This window comes from Gammaproteobacteria bacterium (assembly GCA_037388465.1).
Taxonomy (GTDB): domain Bacteria; phylum Pseudomonadota; class Gammaproteobacteria; order SpSt-1174; family SpSt-1174; genus JARRKE01.
Genome location: JARRKE010000127.1, coordinates 1 through 3,909, shown reverse-complemented (window position 1 = coordinate 3,909; position 3,909 = coordinate 1). Strand labels below are relative to the sequence as shown.

Annotated in this window: 3 protein-coding genes; 1 reads left to right on the top strand and 2 read right to left on the bottom strand. The window is 52.6% G+C overall.

Translation table 11 applies throughout. The features are described from left to right. Both P8Y64_13960 and P8Y64_13955 read right to left on the bottom strand, forming a co-directional pair. A partial coding sequence (locus P8Y64_13960; protein MEJ2061561.1) for a glycosyltransferase occupies positions 1–197 on the bottom strand: 197 nt, incomplete at its 3' end. A gap of 144 nt (positions 198–341) precedes the next feature. Then, positions 342–1,571: a glycosyltransferase gene (locus tag P8Y64_13955; GenBank protein MEJ2061560.1), complete on the bottom strand. Its 1,230-nt coding sequence runs from the start codon at positions 1,569–1,571 to the stop codon at positions 342–344. Positions 1,572–2,078: 507 nt separating this feature from the next. On the opposite strand from P8Y64_13955, the gene pilB reads away from it, so the two are divergent. Continuing rightward, complete coding sequence (gene pilB / locus P8Y64_13950) at positions 2,079–3,800, top strand: type IV-A pilus assembly ATPase PilB (GenBank protein MEJ2061559.1); 1,722 nt, start codon at positions 2,079–2,081, stop codon at positions 3,798–3,800. The last annotated feature ends 109 nt before the right edge of the window (positions 3,801–3,909 follow it).

Sequence of the window (3,909 nt, the reverse complement as noted above, 5' to 3'; positions counted from 1 at the left end):
TCGACGATCTTGACAGAAGGATCAACCTCAGCCAGCAATTCACCTTTTTTGTTAGCCAAAACAATTTCTACCTCATACCCCCTGGCGCTCAACTGTTTTGAAAGTGTGAGGAATACACGTTCGGCGCCCCCCATATGCAAATCCGGGATAAAAAAAGCTATCTTGTGTCTTACAGTCGCTTCTACTTTTCGTCTCATCGTTTTCAGCGCATATGGTTGTTAGGTACCCGCCACATTCGAAGCCGCCCCCATCTTGCAAGACAGACTATGCTCAAAGCTATTTTTGTGGCTTGACAACGGATAACCCTATCGGCGATTTGAGACTCCCGAATTATTTATCTATTAAATCGCTTCTCTGGAGCATTTGCTCATTGCCAGATACTCATCCTGATACCTCTCCGCACAATTCGACCAAGTTATTTTTTTGTCGATAATTTGTCGGCGAGCATGCCGCGCCAATTCTAAGCACAGCTCCGGGGAAGTTGCCAACCGCCTGATATGTTCTGCAAGTGTTGAAATATCGCCCGGCTCGAAAAGAAGTCCATGTTTCTGATGCTCGATCAACTCTTGAACGCCCGGCAGCTTGCTTGAAATAACAGGACAACCAGCAGCCATGGCTTCCAATACAACATTGGGACGTCCTTCAGAACGGCTGGCCAATATAAATGCGTCCGCCTTCTTCAGTTCACCGGCGATCTCAGGAGGTGGGACAACACCGACAAAGTTGACCTGACTTTCCACTCCCAGCTCCTGAACCAGTTGCTTGAGGTTTCTGTATTCCTCACCCTCACCGACCACCCTAAGTGACATCGGCGTTACCTGTCGGGACAATGCCTTGATAATAGTGGCAATGTCTTTTCCCTGGATCAGGTTCCCGACAGTCAGCAGTTGAAACGACGGGTGTGACTCACGTTCGACACGCAACAGGCTGTCCTCAACGCCATTGGGGATCACCTTGATTCTGCTTGCATATCGTGGCGCCAATACGACCAACTCTTTTTGGATTGTTTCGCTAACCGTCGAAACGCGCTTGTTCAGGCGTAGCAACGCACCAAGAATCCGCCGCTTGATAAGCGACTTTTCAAGTGAACTGACATCAGACCCCCTTAAGGTGGTGATAACGGGTTTACGTATGAACCATCCTGCAAGACCAGCCATTACTCCAGGCACCGACCAATTGGCATGTATTACATCCGCCCGCATCCCGAGTCGAATGACCTGGAAAAACATTGCCAGTAAAAAACCGGGGAGCAGCAGCCATAAAATGGGACTCGCCTTCAAAGCAACGGGTATTCCACCGGGCCGGTGTGCCAGCAATTGCCATCGACGCGGCGCATAGCGAAAGCTAAACAGCGGATATGGAGCATCCAGTTGACAGGATTCGGTTGAACCCGGCATTAAAACGGTCAGGCTTACGCGATCACTCAACGCATCAGCAAGCCGCTTGACGAATATGCCACTGACCGGATTGCCCTCGACAGGGAAGGAAGTGGTTACCATGAGGACTTTGAGCCGGTTTTCCACAACTAATGCCATTTGCCCACACACTTCACTTGTTGTTTTCGCGACCACGCATACTCAATGGCCTTCTAGTACCGTACCCCATAGTCCATCACATTTACGCTTTAATTTAATCAAAGAGAGACACACCTCGCCCGGCAGATCCGAAACCCGTCAAATGCCAGAAGCCCGACTCGCGACCACGAAAATACTCAACCTGTTGATTCAAAAAGGATTTATCTCCTGGTGACTCAGCAGTTACTGTTTGAGATCAACGCCATACATTCGCAAGGGACGAATTCAGCTGCATCAATCACCCCACCCAGCCCCGGGACGGCCTTAATCCTTAAAGAAACAGGATGCCTCTTCCTTTAAGGAGGAATCGGCTTCAGACAGAGAAAGAATCCAAAACCGGATGAGCCAACACCTTGTTTTTCCACCCTTTAACTCGTCCAAACAGCCACCGTGACGCGCAGGCCAAATAATAGGGGATTTTCGGTTTAGAAGTTGGCATAACTATTTGACTTTAAAATAATATTGTCTACCATGGGTTACTGGAAAACCATATCCTAGGCGCTTATGTCTACACCTTCGCCGGCGTTGCGACTAAACGGGTTGTCCCGACGTTTGGTCAACGAAAACTTGCTCGATGAGGCCTCAGCTATTCAGGCTCAGGAAGCCGCCCAGAAAATGCGGGTGCCACTGGTCGCCTACCTGGTTGACGAAAAGAAACTCAATCCCACCCGAATCGCCCAAGCCGCCGGGGCGGAATTCGGCATGCCGGTGCTCGAACTGGCCGGTTATGACCCCGACAGTATTCCTCGGGACCTGATTCAAGAAAAAATCGTTCGCAAAAACCAGGCCTTGCCGCTTTACCGTCGCGGCAACCGTCTCTATGTAGCCATTGCTGACCCGCTGAATCTACTGGCACTGGACGAAATCAAGTTCAATACCGGCATTCATACCGAACCCGTCCTGGTCGAACACAACCGCCTGCTGAAGCTGATAGACGACGCGTTGGCCGCCGCCGATACCTCCATGCAGGACATGGACCTCGGTGAAGACCTGGACAACATGGAATTCTCGGATACCGAGGACAACCAGCAAGGTCCGGCAATGAGCGAATCGGATGCGGATGACACCCCCGTTGTCCGATTCGTCAACAAGGTGCTGCTCGACGCCATCAACAAGAAAGCCTCTGATATCCATTTCGAACCCTACGAGAAGAAGTTCCGGGTTCGTTTACGCATCGATGGGGTGCTACAGGAAATCGCCAGCCCACCGGTCAGCCTGGCGCCCCGTATCTCCGCCCGCCTGAAGGTCATGTCGCGCATGGATATTTCCGAGCGACGCGTCCCTCAGGACGGGAGAATCAAGCTCCAGCTGTCCAAGAGCAGGGCGATCGATTTTCGTGTCAATACCCTCCCAACGCTGTTCGGCGAGAAAATCGTGCTGCGTATTCTCGACCCCAGCAGCGCCCGTCTTGGCATCGAAGCCCTCGGTTACGAGGATGACCAAAAACAGCTATACCTGGATGCCCTCAGTAAACCCTATGGCATGATCCTGGTCACTGGCCCGACGGGGAGCGGAAAAACCGTTTCCCTCTACACAGGCCTGAATATCCTCAACACAATAGACCGGAATATATCCACCGCCGAGGACCCAGCCGAGATCAATATGCCGGGGGTTAACCAAGTCAACGTCAACCCCAAGGTGGGCCTCACCTTCGCAGAGGCCCTGCGCGCCTTCCTGCGCCAGGACCCCGATATTGTGATGGTCGGCGAGATCCGCGACCTGGAAACCGCTGAAATCGCCATCAAGGCAGCCCAGACCGGCCACTTGGTGCTCTCCACCCTGCATACCAACGATGCCCCGCAGACCCTCACCCGCCTGATGAACATGGGGGTCCCTCCCTACAACATCGCTTCGGCCTTGCTGCTGATCATCGCCCAGCGTCTTGCCCGCAGGCTCTGCAATAATTGCAAAGCCATCGATAACGTTCCCCGCGAGGCCCTGTTAGAGGAAGGATTCTCAGAAGATGAGGTGGACGACCTTAAAATCTACAAGGCTGTTGGCTGCGACCAGTGCGGCGACTCCGGTTATAAGGGGCGCGTTGGCGTGTACCAGGTCATGCCCATATCCGAGGCCATGTCTCAGTTGATCATGGAAGGCGCAAATTCCCTGCAATTGGCCGAACAGGCCAAACGCGAAGAAATAGCCGACCTGCGCAGTTCAGGTCTGAAAAAAGTCAAGGATGGGGTCACCAGCCTCGCCGAGATCAACCGTGTGACGAAGGACTAAGCCATGGCACAAACGGCTCAAAAGATCACGTTTCTCTGGGAAGGGACCGACAAAAAGGGCACGCGTCTCAAGGGTGAATCCCAGGCCATCAATGACCAGTACTTGAAGG